Here is a 14,272-nt window from a genome sequence, read left to right as displayed (position 1 = left end):
GTGCCAGGCAATGGGGTTCGAGCCGGCAATGCCGCTAGACTCTCGCTGATGATGGAATCGATGACTGCCGTGAATCGCCGGAATCTGCTGCAGGACATGCTGCCGCGATGGAGAGCACTGGCCAAGGCCCCGGGCCAGCCGCGCCGCACGCTTCGCCTGCCGGATTGGCAGGCGGACTGGAACGCAGGCATGGCCTTGCTTGCACGCCATGCGCGCAATGGCGGTGAATCTGCGGAGGAACCGCTGCAGGGACATGCAGCCCTGGAGCATGCCTACGGCTGGGAGACGGTTGCACAGACCGGCAGCAACCTGCTGCTGAAAGGCATCGACCGCGGCTTCGCCCCCGCGGCATTGCAGCAGATGCATGCCGACGTAGCAGATCTCTGGCTCGAGCATGCGCGTTTGCTGGCCATTGCCCGGGAAAGCCTGCAGCAACAAGGTCACGACATCGCGCTGGCTGCGTCGTTGCAATCGCGTACAACGCAGCACTACGAGTACGCACTGCAGCTGTTGTCACTGGACGTGCTGCTGGATGCGCAGGAACGCCTGCCGGCGCTGGTGGAGAAGGTGCTCTGTTTCGACACCGACCGCGTGCTGGACTACCTCAGCGCGCCGGCGCTGGGCCTGGTGGAAGCCAGTGATGAGGTCTTTCATCCGCGACCGTTCGCCGAGCTGTTCGCGCCGCTGCGCGACGGTGAAGCGTTCGACCCTTCACTGCTGGCCGGCTACCTGCAGGTGCAGTACCGCGACTTCTTCCTGCTGCCGCCAAAGGCTCAGAAGCGGACCCGGCGCCTGATCGGGCCGAACGCGTGGGGCTACTGGGCATTTGAAGTGGCTGCGCTGGTGGTGCTGTATGGCGGTGACGACGCCACGCTACGCACCTGCCCCCACTACCCTTCCGACCTGGTGGACTTCGCCCGGCGTTGAGTCAGGCACCCGGCAGGCCGGAAACACCGCCGAATCGATTCTCTTCCTCGTTGCCCGGCAGAAGCATGACCGGGAAGAGGACGAACACACCCAACGGGATGAAGGCGATCACGACGTACCAGCCGGACTCGTCGATGTCGTGCAGTCGTCGAACGGCCAGGGCCAGCATGGGCGGAAGGAGGACGATGACCGCGCAGACCGTCATGACCCACCCCAGCGTCCGGAACGGCTCGAAGGCCTCCCCATCGAGCAGCACGGTGCCCGCCAGCCAGTATCCGCCGTCCATCAAGGTGTAGCCCACTGCCCCCACAAGTGCAGCAGACAGGGAGTACGACCAGAACTCCTTCCGGTTGGATCGCCCTGAAAAATCAAAGCAACGCCTGAGGGGCAAAAGTGCGGGGATCATTCGCGCTCCGGGCAGCGGACGATGGGAGGCAAGGGTTAACGATCTTTTAGCATCCCCAAGCCCAGCACCAACTGAACCCTGCGACCCGGCGGACCCGGCAGACAGCGGAGGTTGCAGGAGCCCGCCGCGGCAGCCGCGCAGCCAGAGACGCAGCGCGAACTACCGCACATTTCCATGGGCGTGGGCATTCTGAATCGGATCACTGGCTTGCAGCAGTGGCGGATTGGTCGAATTCCAGTTTTCCAGAATGGCGCCTCTGCTAGCGTCACGACTCACTCATGGATTCGAGGTTTTGAATGGCTGCGATTTCTTTTCCGCTGATGCTGGCACTGCTTTCCACCCAGGCCCCGATGGCCGCAAACGCCGAACGTGATTACACCGGACCGGCAGGGGCATCCTCGATCGGGCCTGGCATCTGCGACCCCGGCATGGACATGCTGCCGAACGGCGGAGGGGTGGTGATCCGGCGCTGCGGCAAGAATGGAACGGTCGCTGGCGTTGGCAGCAATATCGATGCTGCGACGGCCAACACCAATGGCTTCCTTGCCGTCGCCGAGGAAGGTCCCGTCTGCAGTGTCTTCGCGCGCGACCCCTATGTCAGCCTCCGGGCACCGGGTGTCGGTATCAAGGCGCAGTGCAGTTCCACGCCGCTTTCCGCCTATGGCATGACGACCACCACTGCGGGACAGAACGTACTTGAGCTGGCCATCAACCTGGCGGCGACGCAGGCCTGGTGCAATGTCGACTACTACTATGGGTCGGCGCATGGCTATAAGTACCCCTACACCTGCAACCGCCCCGGCCAGTCCTGGAGCGTTGCCGGTCTTGGCTCCAGCGTCGACGATTCAAACGCCATGGCAATGCGGCTTGTGAAGAAATCATCCAAGACCGGTACGCACTGCTATTTTGACAACGCCGAGTTGAATGGCGTCGTCTTCCGCGCATACCTGCACTGCAACGGATCGACCTATACCGGTTTCGGGAGTTCCGTCACTGCCGCGGCCAAGGACGCGGCTGCGCAAGCGGGCGCATAAGCCACCCGGGCTGTGGTTCGGAAGAGCCACAGCCCGACGCATTGAAGAATGAGGTTCCGGCGCCGTTGCCACACGCTGGACTGGGGTGTGGTTCAACGATTGCGCCGCGTCTGCCTGGGGTGAACACCTTGGAGACATGGAGCGGGCGATGGGAATCGAACCCACGTCAGTAGCTTGGGAAGCTACAGCTCTACCATTGAGCTACGCCCGCATTGCGGGTGAAAGTCTATGCGGAGCGGCCGGTGTTGCGCAATGGTGGCCGCCGCACCCGTCGGGCATGGCCCGGCGCTGCCGTGCAGGCATCCCAGGCACCTTGCGGTGCCCGGGATGTTGCATTCATCAGAAGCTGCCACCCACGGTGGCGAAAATCGTCGCGTCACGGGCACGCTTCTGCGCGGCCGTGGTGCTCAGGCCAACGTTGCCCTGCAGGCCGAACAGCTCCATGCGCGCACCCAGAACAGCGGTGGCGTAGTTCTTGTCGAAGTCCAGGCCCGGCACGCGGTAGCTGCCCAGTTCCGGCAGGGTCTGCAGCCACGCGCTGGCCTGCTTGGTGTCCTCGAACTCGTGGTCGTAGGTCACCTGCACGTACGGCTTGACGGTGCCGCCATCGAAGCGGGCCTGCCAGCCGATGCGGCCGACGGTCGAGTCGACGTTCTGGCGGTCGTAGCCCAGGGCGGTGGCCAGCGTGCCCGCAGCAGCGCTTTCGCTGTAACCATCGATCTTGACCTTCTGCCAGATCACCGCAGCGATCGGGCCGTGGCGGAAGCCACCTTCGGTGCCGAACTCGTAACCGGCATTCAGTGCAGCGGTCAGGTTGCTGCCGTCCGGCGAGCCACCGTGTTCGCGGGTAGCCGGGCCCAGCTGGACCTTGCGGTTCACGTCATACGACAACCAGGTGTAGCTGACCTGGCCGTTGACCCAGACGCGGTCGCCATACCAGGCAGCGAACAGGCCGGCGGTGGTGTCCTTCTGGGTGAAGTCGCCACGGCTGTTGCCGAAGTCGGCACTCATGCGACCGAAGCCGGCGAAGCCGCCGACCACCACGCCGTTGCGTGCCCAGTCGACACCGAACAGGCCGGCCGGCGCCACGCCGTCGTACAGGTCGGCGTGGTCATAGCGTTGCAGGTCACCGCGCACGCCACCCCACCACGACAGGCCATCGGCCGGACGGGCGCCCAGGTGGTTGCTGACCTGGTCGGCACGCGAACGGCCGACGGTCTGTGCCGAGTGGCTCAGCACCTGCTGCAGGCGCGGAGCCTCCAGCACCGAGACGGCGTACTGGCCCAGCAGCTGGTGACCGGTAACGGTCGGATGCACGCCATCGGCGAACAGATAGGTCTGGTACGCATCCGGGCTGACGTAGGTGGTCGGGTTGCAGCCGATGATGCTGCCCGTGGTGTTGGCCGGGTTGATCTTGCAGGCGGTGCCGGTGACGTTGGTGAAGCCGTACATGCCCGGGTTGGCGGTCACTTCACGCAGGATGCTGAAGGTATCGAGCGGAATGAACTCGATGCCCGCCTGCTTCAGGCCGCCATACAGCGCCTTGTTGTAGCCGACCGACATGGCGGTGGCAGCCGCCGCGTTCGGGCCGCGGAACTGCGGGGTGATGCCCACGTCCGGCAGGTTCGGCACCAGCACGTACTGGGCACCGGCCTGCTTCAGGGCACCGACCAGCGCGATCTGGTCGGTAACCGCCGCACCGATGATGCCCTGCACCTGGGCCGGCGGCGCACCCGCACCGGCAGCGCCGGCGGCGGCAAACAGGTCATTTGCGCCACCCCAGACGGTATACAGGGCGTTACGGTCAGCCTTGCCACCGTTTGCCGCCAGGTAGCGGGCCGCCTGCGACTTCAGAGACGGGATCGCGCCGAGGGCACCGCTGCCTTCGACCGACACGCGGGCGCCGCCGACAGCGTAGTTGTCGCCGTTCTGGCCGTTGCCGTTGGGGTCCTTGTTGAGGCCGTAGTAATTGGCGACCTGCTGCGACCACACCCAGCCCGGGTTGGTGGTGAACTGGCCGGAGAGCCCCTGCGTGGCCTCGGGCAGCAGCGGGCGGAAGTAGCCGGCGTCGGTGAGGCTGTCACCGAAGAACACCGCCTTGGAGTACGGATTTTCGCCTGCCATGGCCGGCAGCGCGGCCAGTGCGATCGCAGCCGCCATGAGGGAGCGGATCGGGTGTTTGCTGAGCTGCATCTAGGAACTCCTGTGGGGTAAACAAGTTGGAATCCGGCGCACGTACGCCGGCGCACGGTCAATGGTTTCACCGCGCCGCCGTTTGCTCACGCTGCGCCGCCGCATGGATTGTCGCCTGACCACGCCGAAACCTGCTGTGCCGGAGCTGGCGCCCGGTTCAAATTACAAACGTTCCGATCCCGACGGGCTATCAGCGACAATGCAGGGATGAACATCCAGCTCAACGGCGAACCCCGCACCCTGCCCGCCTCGGCGACCCTCCACGACCTGCTTGAGGCCGAGCAGCTGCTGCAGCGCCGGGTGGCGGTGGAGGTCAACGGCGAGATCGTCAGCCGCAGCCGCCATGGCGAGCATGTCCTGGCCGAAGGCGACGTGGTGGAGATCGTGCACGCGCTGGGCGGGGGCTGAGGCCATCCCGGGTAGTGCCGGCCGCCGGCCGGCAATCCGACGCCGTCAGGCACCCTGCATCTGCCGGCCAGCGGCCGGCACTACCTTTACCCTCCTGCTGGCTGCACGCCATTGCGTGATCCCATCTTCAGGCGGATAAGCGATAATCGCGCCATGAACGTTCATGTCTCCCCCGATTCGCTGGTGATCGCCGGCAAGACCTATGGCTCGCGGCTGCTCACCGGCACCGGCAAGTTCAAGGATCTGGAAGAAACCCGCCTGGCCACCGAGGCTGCAGGCGCCCAGATCGTCACCGTGGCCATCCGCCGCACCAACATCGGGCAGAACCCGGGCGAGCCGAACCTGCTCGACGTGCTGCCGCCGGAGCGCTACACCATCCTGCCCAACACCGCCGGCTGCTACACCGCCGAAGACGCGGTGCGCACCTGCCGGCTGGCGCGCGAACTGCTGGACGGCCACAACCTGACCAAGCTGGAAGTGCTGGGCGACCAGAAGTCGCTGTACCCGGACGTGGTGCAGACCCTCAAGGCCGCCGAACAGCTGGTCAAGGACGGCTTCGAGGTGATGGTCTACACCTCCGACGACCCGATCCTGGCCAAGCGCCTGGAAGAGATCGGCTGCGCTGCGGTGATGCCGCTGGCTGCGCCGATCGGTTCGGGCCTGGGCATCCAGAACAAGTACAACCTGCTGCAGATCATCGAAGACGCCAAGGTGCCGATCATCGTCGACGCCGGCGTGGGCACCGCGTCGGATGCGGCGATCGCGATGGAGCTGGGCTGCGACGGCGTGCTGATGAACACCGCCATTGCCGGTGCGCGCAGCCCGGTGCTGATGGCCAGTGCGATGCGCAAGGCGGTCGAGGCCGGCCGCGAGGCCTTCCTGGCCGGGCGCATCCCGCGCAAGCGCTACGCCAGCGCCTCCTCTCCGGTGGATGGGTTGATCGGCTGATGACCAATCCCTTCGACAGCGCCGGTTCCAAGGCCCCGCCCAAGCCCTTCACCGTGAGCGAGGGCCGCCGCGAGGTGCGCAGCTTCGTGTTGCGCCAGGGCCGCTTCACCCCCGCCCAGCAGCGCGCGTTCGACGAGCGCTGGCCGCGCTTCGGCATCGACTACAACGGCCAGCCGCGTGATCTGGACGCCACCTTCGGCCGCCCGGCGCACAAGGTGCTGGAAATCGGCTTCGGCAACGGTGCCGCGCTGCGCTTCGCCGCCCAGCATGATCCGTCGCGTGACTACATCGGCATCGAAGTGCACGCGCCCGGCGTGGGCCGGCTGCTGAACGCGCTGGCCGACGACAACGCCGACCACGTGCGCCTGTACCACCACGATGCGGTGGAAGTGCTGCAGAACGAGATTGCCGATGGCGCGCTGGATGAAGTGCGCATCTACTTCCCGGACCCGTGGCACAAGAAGCGCCACAACAAGCGCCGCCTGCTGCAGCCTGCATTTGCCGAGCTGCTGGTGCGCAAGCTGCGCCCGGGCGGCCGCCTGCACTGCGCCACCGACTGGGAAGACTACGCCGAGCAGATGTGGGACGTGCTCGACGCCACCGCTGGCCTGGTCAACCGCGCCGGCCCGCGTGGCAGCGTGCCGCGTCCGGACTGGCGGCCGCAGACCCACTTCGAGACCCGCGGCCAGAAGCTCGGCCACGGCGTCTGGGACCTGCTGTACGACCGCACCTGACGATCGCCTGAGGACACCGCGCCCCACATGGATACCGCGCTGACGCTGACCAACGACATGAAGCTCGTGCTCGGGCTGGTCGGCTTCACGATGGCGATGTTCCTGTTCGAGCGCATCCGCGCCGACGTGGTCGCGCTGGTGGTGCTGGTGGTGCTCGGTGTCACCGGGCTGATCGCGCCGGAGGAAATTTTCGGCGGCTTCTCCGGTAACGCGGTGATGAGCATCATCGCCACCACCATCCTCGGTGCGGGCCTGGACCGCACCGGGGCGCTGAACCGGCTGGCCGCGTGGCTGTTGCGGCGCGGCCATGGTGTCGAGCAGCGGCTGCTGATGATGACCACAGCCATTGCCGGCCTGAATTCCTCTTTCATGCAGAACCCGTCGGTGATGGCGCTGTACCTGCCGGTCGCCTCGCGACTGGCCGCGCGCACCGGGTTGACCCTGCAGCGCCTGCTGCTGCCCATTTCGGCGGCAATCGTGATGGGTGGTGCGCTGACCATGGTCGGCAATTCACCGCTGATCCTGCTGAACGATCTGCTGGCCTCGGCCAACAACAACCTGCCTTCCGGCCTGGCCACCATCGAGCCGCTGCGCATGTTCGCGCCGCTGCCGATCGGCGTGGCCCTGCTGATCGCCTCGCTGCTGTACTTCCGCTATTACGGCGACCGCAAGCTGATCGAGGAAGAGAACCTGGTCAACGACGGGGTCACGCCCGCGCGCACCGAGAGCTACTTCGCCAAGACCTATGGCATCGAAGGCGATGTGTTCGAGCTGGTGGTCAGTGCCGAAAGCCCGCTGGTGGGCATGACCCTGGGCGAGGCCGAGAACCTGCACGATGCCCCGCTGCTGCTGGCCCTGAAAACCGGCAATGACACCCGCCTGGCGCCACCGGCGGAGATGCGCATCTGGGTCGGCAGCGTGCTCGGCGCGATGGGCCCGCGTGAGCAGATCAACGATTTCGCGCAGAACCAGTTCCTGCGCATGTCTTCGCGGCTGAAGCACCTGGGCGACCTGTTCAACCCCAGCCGCGCCGGCATTTCCGAAGCGGTGGTGCCGCCGACCTCGAACGTGATCGGCAAGAGCGCAGCCGATCTGCGCCTGCGCAAGGAGCGCGGCATCAGCCTGCTGGCGATCAACCGCGACAAGCAAGTGATCCGCGAGGACGTGCGCGACGTGCAGCTGCGCGCCGGCGACATGCTGGTCTTCCACAGCATCTGGACCGACCTGGCGCAGGCCGCCCGCAGCCGTGACTTCGTGGTGGTGACCGACTACCCGACCGGCGAGCAGCGCCCGCACAAGTTCAAGATCGCGATGGCGATCTTCGCCTTGACCATCCTGATCGCGCTGACCAGCAAGCTGCCGGTGGCGCTGACGCTGATGACCGGCGTGGCCGGCATGCTGCTGACCGGCGTGCTGCGCATGGACGAGGCCTACGCCTCGATCAACTGGAAAACGGTGTTCATGATGGCCGGGCTGATCCCGCTCGGCTGGGCGATGGATTCCAGTGGCGCGGCGGCATGGGTGGCCGGCCATACCATCGACAAGCTGCCCACCGGCATCCCGGTGTGGGTGCTGGAGGTGGCGCTGGCGCTGCTGACCACGGCGTTCTCGCTGGTGATCAGCCATGTGGGCGCCACCATCGTGATGGTGCCCATTGCGGTGAACCTTGCGCTGGCGGCGGGCGGCAACCCGACGGCGTTCGCGCTGATCGTGGCGCTGTCGGCGTCCAACAACCTGATGACGGCCTCCAACCCGGTGATTTCGATGATCACCGGCCCGGCCAACTACACCCCGCGCGAGATGTGGCGGGTCGGCGGCCCGTTGTCACTGATCTACACCTGCGTAGTGGTGTTGATGATCAACCTGATGTTCTGAGGTTGAGGTTTGTTGGCAGGGCTGCGCCCTGCACCCCGGTAGTGCCGGCCGCTGGCCGGCAACATCAACGGCAGAAGCGTGCATTCCGTGGGATGGCGGGGTGGGTCCGGTTGCGGGGGACGCTGCAAGTCCCCCTCCGGGACCCGGCCCAGCCGCTGGCGGCTGTGCGTTCGGGCGCTTGCGAAGCAGTGCTTCGCAAGCAAAGCGCCCTCACCCATGTAAGCTCGGTCGCCGCTTGCTCGTGTGCGCTTTCCTGCGCACACGGCAAGACCGGGGTTGGGCGGGTGGGTGCGGACGGTTGGTCCGCACACCGATAGGTCAGGCCAGGTAGATTTGCCCGTCGCGCACGTCCACCGGCACCGCGCGCAGGCGGTCGCCCTTGCAGGGGCCGGCGATGCAGTCGCCGCTGTCCAGCGCGAACGAGGCGCCGTGGGCGGCGCACACCAGGTGGCCTTCGCGGCTCTTCAGGAACTGGCCCGGCGCCCAGTCCAGGCGACGGCCGGCGTGCGGGCAGATGTTCAGGAACGCACGCACCTGCGCGCCGTCGCGGTACAGCACCAGCGATTCGGCATCGCCATCAACCACCGCTTCGACCTCGGCAAACGCGCCATCGGCAATGGCATCAAGGGCGATCAGGGCAGCGGCGGCAGTCATGGCGAAGGCTCGGACAGTAAACGCGCATTGTCGCACGCCCGCTCAGGTGACTGGCTGCAACATGAACACAAGTCATTGATTCGTAATAAGCACAGGCTATATTTAACGAGTTTTTCACTCAATGACAGTGGCACGTCCCGATACTCTGGTTTCGCTGATCCCAGCCTATCGAGCCGCCATGTTCAATCGCGCATCCGCCTTCAACCAGTTCCGCACCCTGTTCGCGCCGCGCAAGCCGCGTCACCCGCTGGTGCGCGTTGCCGTGGGCCTGCTCGGCCTGGCGATCCTGGCGGCGATGGTGTTCATCGGCGTGTTCGTCGGTGCGGCGATGATCCTGGTCGGCCTGGCGTGGAAGCTGCTGGCCTCGCGCAAGCCGGGCGTTGCCCGTCCGGTCGATCCGACCGTGGTCGAAGGCGAGTACCGCGTGGTGCGCAAGCCGGTGCTGCCGGCCTCGCGTTGATCCACGCCCTACGCGCCCGCTGACGGCGGGCGCCATGCGTTCTAGACTGCGGGCACGCCCTTCCTGGATGCTCGCATGTCCGATGTCTCCGATGTGATCCCTGCCGTAGCCCTGCCGCGTGTGCCGGTAGCCGGTGGCGGCAGTTTCCCCGTGCACCGTATCTACTGCGTCGGCCGCAACTTCGCCGACCATGCCCGCGAAATGGGCGCAGCAGTGCCGGCGGCCGACGATCGCGGCCGTCCGATGTTCTTCAGCAAGCCGGCCGATGCGATCGTGGTCGGCCACGACGATGCCATTCCCTATCCCCCGGCAACCGCCAACCTGCACCACGAAGTGGAGCTGGTGGTGGCGATCGGCCGTGACGCGCCCGTGGGCGAGCTGGCCATGGCCGACGCCGAGGCGCTGGTCTACGGCTATGCCGTTGGACTGGACCTGACCCGCCGCGACCTGCAGGCCGCCGCCAAGGACAAGGGCCACCCGTGGGATGCGGCCAAGGGCTTCGATGCTTCCGCGCCGATCAGTGAAATCGTCCACGCCGAGGAAGTCGGCGACCTGGCCGCGCTGAACCTGTCGCTGGAGGTCAACGGCGAAGTGCGCCAACAGGCGCTGCTGGACCAGATGATCTGGAACGTGCCGGAGATCCTGCACGAGCTGTCCAAGCTGTGGCAGCTGCGCGCCGGCGACCTGGTGTTCATGGGCACCCCGTCCGGAGTGGCCGCGCTGAAGCCCGGCGACCGCTTCAGTGCCCGCCTGGAAAACGTGGCCGAGCGCCACGGCGTGATCGCCGGCTGACATCACCTGCGCTACCCTGCGCGCTGTCCACTTCCCCCACCGGAGAAAAACAACAATGGGAATGCTCACCGAGTTCAAGGAATTCGCGATGCGCGGCAACGTCATCGACCTCGCCGTCGGCGTGGTGATCGGCGCGGCCTTCGGCAAGATCGTGACCGCACTGGTCGAGAAGATCATCATGCCGCCGCTGGGCATGCTGATCGGCAAGGTGGATTTCTCGCAGTTGGCGTGGACGTTGTCACCGGCCAGCATCGGTGCCGACGGCAAGGAAATCCCGGCCGTGGTGATCGGCTACGGCGACTTCATCAATACGCTGATCCAGTTCGTGATCGTGGCCTTCGCCATCTTCCTGGTGGTCAAGACGATCAACCGCCTGTCGCGCAAGCAGGAAGCCGCCCCGGCCGCACCGGCCGAGGAAGTGGTGCTGCTGCGCGAGATCCGCGACAGCCTGAAGAAGTAAGGCCGCCTACCGGTAGTGCCGGCCGCTGGCCGGCAACATCGGAACATGCGGGAGCCGGCCAGCGGCCGGCACTACCGCGACTGCACGAAAGCCCCGCCCCGGCGGGGCTTTCGCTTTGCCGGTCATGGCGGAAAACAGCGTTCGCGCCAGCCATGACCTCCCGCCCATGCGCCGGGCTGAACGACTGTTAAGCTCCAAGGCTTGGTCCCTTCCCGGAGCTGTCCATGCGTCGCCGCGTCCTTGCCATCGCATCCTCCCTCGCCCTGCTGGCCGCCCCGGCCTTCGCGGCGCCGCACACCACCACCCTGCCCCCGGCGTCGCTGTCCACCGCTGCGCAGCTGCGCGACCAGGCGCTGGCCGATGACACCGGCTGGAAAGTGGTTGAATCGCTCACCACCGAAATCGGCCCGCGCATCGCCGGCAGCGAGGCCGACGCCCGCGCCGTGGCCTGGGCCGAAGCCAAGTTCAAGGCCCTCGGCTTCGACAAGGTGTGGAAGGAACCGGTGACGTTCCCGAAGTGGGAGCGCCGCAGTGAACACGCCGCGGTGACCGGCAGGAACCCGCAGCCGCTGCAGATCACGGCGCTGGGTGGCAGCCCGGGCGGAACCGTTGAAGCCGAAGTGGTCCGCTTCGCCGACCTGGCCGCACTGCAGGCCGCACCGGCCGGTTCGCTGAAGGGCAAGATCGCGTTCGTCGATTACCAGATGCTGCCGTTCCGCGATGGCCGCGACTACGGCCGTGGCGGCGCGATCCGCAGCAAGGGCCCGTCCGAAGCGATCCGCAAGGGCGCGGTCGGTTTCCTGATGCGCTCGGCCGGTACCGACTCGCATCGCGTGCCGCACACCGGCATCACCCGCTTCGACGACGGCCTGACCCCGGTGCCGTCTGCAGCACTGTCGGTGCCCGACGCCGACCAGCTGGCCCGCCTGCTGGCACGTGGCAGCACCACCGTGAAGGTGGCGCTGGACTGCGGTTGGGATGGCACCGCCACCTCGTACAACGTGATCGGTGAGATCACCGGCCGCAGCCTGCCGAAGGAAGTGGTGGTGATCGGCGGCCACCTGGATTCCTGGGATCTGGGCACCGGCGCGGTGGATGACGGCGCAGGCGTGGGCATCACCATGGCTGCGGGCCATCTGATCGGCCAGCTCAAGCAGGCGCCGAAGCGCACCATCCGCGTGATCGCCTTCGCCAACGAAGAACAGGGCCTGTATGGCGGCAAGGCCTACGCCGAGGCGCATGCCAAGGACGTGGCCCTGCACCAGCTGGCGGCCGAGAGTGACTTCGGTGCCGGCCGCATCTATGCCTTCAATACCGGTTCGCCGAACCCGGAAGGCTCGCGCGAAGCGACGAAGCAGATTGCCGAAGTGATGAAGCCGCTGGGCATCGAGTACCAGGCCGACAAGGGTGGCCCGGGCCCGGACGTCGGCCCGTTGGCCGCCAAGGGTGGCGCGTGGGCATGGCTGGCGCAGGACGGCTCGGATTACTTCCACCTGCACCACACCGCCGACGACACGCTGGACAAGATCGACCCGAAGGCGCTGGCGCAGAACGTGGCCGCGTACACCGTGTTCGCGTACCTGGCGGCAGAGGCCGATGGCAACTTCGGCAGCGAAGCCAAGGCGACCACGCCGCCGAACGAGTGATGCGGTAGCGCCGGGCCGCGCCCCATGACCTGTGGGCGCCATTGCAATGAGCGCATCGCAATGCGCGCGGAACCTCCCGCTCGGCATTGAAAAGGGTTCATGCCCGGCGAACGCAGCGGGAAGGGCGGTGCGAACCAAGGTTCGCACCCACCGGGTAATGGCGCACCCACCGGGTAATGGCGCACCCACCGGGTAAGGGCGCATCCACCGAGTAATGGCGCACCCACCGGGCGATGGCGTGGGTCAGAGCCCTCGCCGTGGCGAGGGATCTGACCCGATCCTGTCAGCCCTCCCACACGCTGGTGTTGCGCACACCCAGCAGCTTCGGGTTGAACAGCGGATCCTTGCCCGCCTGGCGATGCTGTTCGTAGTCGCGCAGCGCCGCCAGCGCTGGCTTCTGCAGCAGCAGGATGGCGATGATGTTCAACCAGCTCATCAGGCCGACGCCGATGTCGCCCAGCGACCACGCGATCGTCGCACTGTTCACCGCCGAGTAGCCGGTCGCGGCCAGGAACAGCAGCTGGAACCCGCCCATCACCCACGGCGCGGGACGATCACGGCACAGGTAGCTGATATTGGTCTCGGCCATGTAGTACAGCGCCAGGATGGTGGTGAACGCGAACGGCAGGATCGCCAGCGCCACGAACGAGCGGCCGAAGCCCGGCAGCGCGGACTCCACCGCGTGCTGCACGAAGCGCGGCCCGGCCTCGACGCCAGGCAGATTGCCCAGCAGCAGGCGCGCCTCATCCGGAATGCCGTTCACAGCCGGGTCGTAGACGTTGTACAGGCCCGTGGACAGGATCAGGAAGGCGGTAGCACTGCACACCACCATCGTGTCGATGTAGACCGAAAATGACTGCACCAGGCCCTGCTTGACCGGATGGGTGACTTCGGCGGCGGCGGCTGGATGCGCACCGCTGCCCATGCCGGCCTCGTTGGACAACACGCCACGGCGCACGCCCCACTGGATGGCGGTGCCGATCATTGCACCGAACGCTGCATCCACACCGAATGCACTGCGCAGCACCAGCATGATCACCTCCGGCACTTTCTCTGCATTGAGCACCATTACCAGTGCCGCCACCAGCAGATACGCCACCGCCATCAACGGCACCACCCACTCGGCAACCCGCGCGATGCGGCGCACACCGCCGATCAGGATTGCGCCCAGCACCACCAGCAGAACCGCCGTGGTGGTCATCACCGGCACGTCCCAGGCTTCGTTCACCGCACTGGTGATCGCATTGGACTGGGTGCCGGCCAGCATCGCACCGGCCAGTACGGTCACCAGCGCAAACAGCACTGCATACCAGCGCTGGCCCAGGCCCTTTTCGATGTAGTACGCGGGGCCACCGCGGTACTGGCCCTTGGCATCGCGGTCCTTGTAGATCTGTGCCAGCGTGGATTCGATGAAGGCGCTGGAGGCGCCGAGGAAGGCGACGATCCACATCCAGAAGATCGCGCCCGGGCCACCAAAGGCGATGGCCATGGCAACGCCGGCGATGTTGCCGACGCCGACGCGGCTGGACAACGACAGCGACAGGGCCTGGAACGGTGACACACCGGCTTCGGAGCGCTCGTGCCGGAACATCAGGCGCAGCATCTCCGGCAGCGCGCGCAACTGGATGAAGCGGGTACGCACGCTGAAGTACAGGCCGGCGAGCAGGCAGAGCACCACCAGGTACGGGCTCCAGACGATGCCGAGGATGGTGTTGACGATGGATTCGATGTTCAT

At 66.5% G+C, this 14,272-nt stretch carries 14 protein-coding genes and 1 tRNA gene; 10 read left to right on the top strand and 5 right to left on the bottom strand.

Going from position 1 to position 14,272, the window contains the following annotated elements:
- The first annotated feature begins 69 nt into the window (after positions 1–69).
- Positions 70–927, top strand: coding sequence for a PoNe immunity protein domain-containing protein (locus ACMZ91_RS20010; protein WP_238380425.1), 858 nt, complete (start codon positions 70–72; stop codon positions 925–927).
- Position 928: 1 nt separating this feature from the next.
- On the opposite strand, the gene ACMZ91_RS20005 is transcribed toward ACMZ91_RS20010, so the two are convergent.
- The gene (locus ACMZ91_RS20005) at positions 929–1,333 is read right to left on the bottom strand and encodes a DUF805 domain-containing protein (RefSeq protein WP_049463498.1); all 405 of its coding nucleotides are present in this window, start codon (positions 1,331–1,333) and stop codon (positions 929–931) included.
- Positions 1,334–1,629: 296 nt separating this feature from the next.
- Here ACMZ91_RS20005 and ACMZ91_RS20000 point away from each other — a divergent pair, with 296 nt between their 5' ends.
- The gene (locus ACMZ91_RS20000; RefSeq protein ID WP_049463496.1) at positions 1,630–2,367 is read left to right on the top strand and encodes a hypothetical protein; all 738 of its coding nucleotides are present in this window, start codon (positions 1,630–1,632) and stop codon (positions 2,365–2,367) included.
- Between the two features lie 137 nt (positions 2,368–2,504).
- Here the strand turns inward: ACMZ91_RS20000 and ACMZ91_RS19995 are convergent.
- Together ACMZ91_RS19995 and ACMZ91_RS19990 are read right to left on the bottom strand one after the other, a co-directional pair.
- Positions 2,505–2,578 (bottom strand) — tRNA-Gly (locus ACMZ91_RS19995).
- 128 nt (positions 2,579–2,706) lie between these two features.
- Entirely contained in the window at positions 2,707–4,560 is a 1,854-nt protein-coding gene (locus ACMZ91_RS19990) for an autotransporter outer membrane beta-barrel domain-containing protein (protein ID WP_149908732.1), read from the bottom strand.
- 207 nt (positions 4,561–4,767) lie between these two features.
- Between ACMZ91_RS19990 and thiS the strand changes: the two genes are divergently transcribed.
- From thiS to ACMZ91_RS19970, 4 genes are all read left to right on the top strand, one after another.
- Complete coding sequence (thiS, locus tag ACMZ91_RS19985) at positions 4,768–4,968, top strand: sulfur carrier protein ThiS (RefSeq protein WP_008265079.1); 201 nt, start codon at positions 4,768–4,770, stop codon at positions 4,966–4,968.
- Positions 4,969–5,121: 153 nt separating this feature from the next.
- Entirely contained in the window at positions 5,122–5,916 is a 795-nt protein-coding gene (locus ACMZ91_RS19980; protein ID WP_010481470.1) for a thiazole synthase, read from the top strand.
- A complete protein-coding gene (gene trmB / locus ACMZ91_RS19975) occupies positions 5,916–6,650 on the top strand; it encodes a tRNA (guanosine(46)-N7)-methyltransferase TrmB (RefSeq protein ID WP_010481468.1) in 735 nt (244 codons plus the stop codon). The genes ACMZ91_RS19980 and trmB overlap by 1 nt, the downstream gene beginning before the upstream one ends.
- 27 nt (positions 6,651–6,677) lie before the next feature.
- Complete coding sequence (locus ACMZ91_RS19970) at positions 6,678–8,525, top strand: SLC13 family permease (protein WP_010481466.1); 1,848 nt, start codon at positions 6,678–6,680, stop codon at positions 8,523–8,525.
- 318 nt (positions 8,526–8,843) lie between these two features.
- Here the strand turns inward: ACMZ91_RS19970 and ACMZ91_RS19965 are convergent, their stop codons facing one another.
- The gene (locus tag ACMZ91_RS19965) at positions 8,844–9,179 is read right to left on the bottom strand and encodes a Rieske (2Fe-2S) protein (protein ID WP_049401603.1); all 336 of its coding nucleotides are present in this window, start codon (positions 9,177–9,179) and stop codon (positions 8,844–8,846) included.
- Between the two features lie 178 nt (positions 9,180–9,357).
- Here ACMZ91_RS19965 and ACMZ91_RS19960 point away from each other — a divergent pair, with 178 nt between their 5' ends.
- The 4 genes from ACMZ91_RS19960 to ACMZ91_RS19945 all read left to right on the top strand — a co-directional run bounded on the left by ACMZ91_RS19960 (position 9,358) and on the right by ACMZ91_RS19945 (position 12,537).
- Complete coding sequence (locus ACMZ91_RS19960) at positions 9,358–9,639, top strand: hypothetical protein (RefSeq protein WP_005410817.1); 282 nt, start codon at positions 9,358–9,360, stop codon at positions 9,637–9,639.
- Positions 9,640–9,714: 75 nt separating this feature from the next.
- Positions 9,715–10,431 carry a fumarylacetoacetate hydrolase family protein gene (locus tag ACMZ91_RS19955; protein WP_032130205.1) on the top strand — a complete coding sequence of 239 codons (717 nt, stop codon included), beginning with the start codon at positions 9,715–9,717 and terminating at the stop codon, positions 10,429–10,431.
- A 55-nt stretch (positions 10,432–10,486) separates the two neighbouring features.
- Positions 10,487–10,891, top strand: a complete 405-nt coding sequence (gene mscL, locus ACMZ91_RS19950) for a large-conductance mechanosensitive channel protein MscL (protein ID WP_032130206.1) — start codon at positions 10,487–10,489, stop codon at positions 10,889–10,891.
- 224 nt (positions 10,892–11,115) lie between these two features.
- Positions 11,116–12,537, top strand: a complete 1,422-nt coding sequence (locus ACMZ91_RS19945; protein WP_049461870.1) for a M28 family peptidase — start codon at positions 11,116–11,118, stop codon at positions 12,535–12,537.
- Positions 12,538–12,820: 283 nt separating this feature from the next.
- Here the strand turns inward: ACMZ91_RS19945 and ACMZ91_RS19940 are convergent, their stop codons facing one another.
- Positions 12,821–14,272, bottom strand: a complete 1,452-nt coding sequence (locus tag ACMZ91_RS19940) for an alanine/glycine:cation symporter family protein (protein WP_049399972.1) — start codon at positions 14,270–14,272, stop codon at positions 12,821–12,823.

The sequence above is a fragment of the Stenotrophomonas sp. FR024 genome (assembly GCF_047500745.2).
Lineage (GTDB): Bacteria > Pseudomonadota > Gammaproteobacteria > Xanthomonadales > Xanthomonadaceae > Stenotrophomonas > Stenotrophomonas maltophilia_A.
The sequence above is the reverse complement of the archived record's forward strand: the minus strand, read 5'-3'. Positions and strand labels throughout refer to the sequence as shown.

Coding starts and splice junctions, on each gene's coding strand:
- ACMZ91_RS20005 (WP_049463498.1), bottom strand. CDS start 1,333: ATGATCCCCGCACTTTTGCCCCTCAGGCGTTGCTTTGATTTTTCAGGG.
- ACMZ91_RS20000 (WP_049463496.1), top strand. CDS start 1,630: ATGGCTGCGATTTCTTTTCCGCTGATGCTGGCACTGCTTTCCACCCAG.
- ACMZ91_RS19990 (WP_149908732.1), bottom strand. CDS start 4,560: ATGCAGCTCAGCAAACACCCGATCCGCTCCCTCATGGCGGCTGCGATC.
- thiS (WP_008265079.1), top strand. CDS start 4,768: ATGAACATCCAGCTCAACGGCGAACCCCGCACCCTGCCCGCCTCGGCG.
- ACMZ91_RS19980 (WP_010481470.1), top strand. CDS start 5,122: ATGAACGTTCATGTCTCCCCCGATTCGCTGGTGATCGCCGGCAAGACC.
- trmB (WP_010481468.1), top strand. CDS start 5,916: ATGACCAATCCCTTCGACAGCGCCGGTTCCAAGGCCCCGCCCAAGCCC.
- ACMZ91_RS19970 (WP_010481466.1), top strand. CDS start 6,678: ATGGATACCGCGCTGACGCTGACCAACGACATGAAGCTCGTGCTCGGG.
- ACMZ91_RS19965 (WP_049401603.1), bottom strand. CDS start 9,179: ATGACTGCCGCCGCTGCCCTGATCGCCCTTGATGCCATTGCCGATGGC.
- ACMZ91_RS19960 (WP_005410817.1), top strand. CDS start 9,358: ATGTTCAATCGCGCATCCGCCTTCAACCAGTTCCGCACCCTGTTCGCG.
- ACMZ91_RS19955 (WP_032130205.1), top strand. CDS start 9,715: ATGTCCGATGTCTCCGATGTGATCCCTGCCGTAGCCCTGCCGCGTGTG.
- mscL (WP_032130206.1), top strand. CDS start 10,487: ATGGGAATGCTCACCGAGTTCAAGGAATTCGCGATGCGCGGCAACGTC.
- ACMZ91_RS19945 (WP_049461870.1), top strand. CDS start 11,116: ATGCGTCGCCGCGTCCTTGCCATCGCATCCTCCCTCGCCCTGCTGGCC.
- ACMZ91_RS19940 (WP_049399972.1), bottom strand. CDS start 14,272: ATGAACATCGAATCCATCGTCAACACCATCCTCGGCATCGTCTGGAGC.